The organism is Streptomyces sp. WAC06614 (assembly GCF_003949795.1).
GTDB lineage: Bacteria > Actinomycetota > Actinomycetes > Streptomycetales > Streptomycetaceae > Streptomyces.
The window spans coordinates 1-737 of record NZ_RPRY01000758.1 but is presented as its reverse complement, the minus strand read 5'-3'; the positions used below and the strand labels follow the sequence as shown (position 1 = coordinate 737).

Here is a 737-nt window from a genome sequence, read left to right as displayed (position 1 = left end):
CGTCGGCCCGGGGGTGGGCGCACCGGCCACCAGGCGGCACCGAGGGACGATCTCCGCCGTGGCATTGGCCGTTCCGTGGAGCTCGCTCACCCCTGGGACGACCGAGTTCCCGACCGTGCCGTCCGTGCGGACCTCTACCGTGTAGCGCAGGCCGCCGTGGGCGCACGTGGCGGTCGCCTCGTTCCGCTCGGCGAAGGTCCGTGCCGCGTCACACGCCTGGGAGTGGTCGAACATGGTCCCCTTGAGCAGCTTTTCCCACTCGTCCGGCTTGAGCAGGGCCATGTCCAGGCCGGGAAGAAGGTGGTCCCTCGCGTCACGGGCGGCTGCGAGGGCGGCAGCGTCCGCGGCGCCTTGCGCGTTGCTGCGGACCACCGCCGCCTGTCCGATCGTGAAGTAGGCCAGGGCCGCGAACAGCAGGATGACGATGAAGGCCATGTACAGCGGAAAGGCCTGACCTCGGTCGTTCAGCGTCCGCCGGATCACCTCCCCGCGGTGATGCTCGCCACGGCGCCCGTGATCTTCGCCGTGATCGCCTGCCCGATCCCGGTGCCCACGATCGCGCCGATGATCACGACGACCACCAGGATGATCCCGAGGTACTCGAAGGCGGTCTGGCCGTGGTCCCTGTGGGGGCGGGATGCGTAGCGTGTGCGGAGCCTCGCCAGCGTGTTGTGTGACATGGGGGTCCCCTCCCGGGCCGGTGCCGCTGTCGATTTGCGGACGGTATGGGGTGGGGT

2 protein-coding genes are annotated in these 737 nt (G+C 70.0%); both read right to left on the bottom strand.

Going from position 1 to position 737, the window contains the following annotated elements; genetic code table 11:
• The coding region (locus EF918_RS36340; protein WP_260611031.1) for a pilus assembly protein TadG-related protein at window positions 1–483 on the bottom strand (483 nt) is incomplete at its 3' end.
• Window positions 480–680 (bottom strand): hypothetical protein, encoded by a 201-nt coding sequence (locus EF918_RS36335; protein WP_125653031.1) that lies wholly within the window; start codon window positions 678–680, stop codon window positions 480–482. The genes EF918_RS36340 and EF918_RS36335, both read right to left, overlap by 4 nt.
• Between the last annotated feature and the right edge of the window lie 57 nt (window positions 681–737).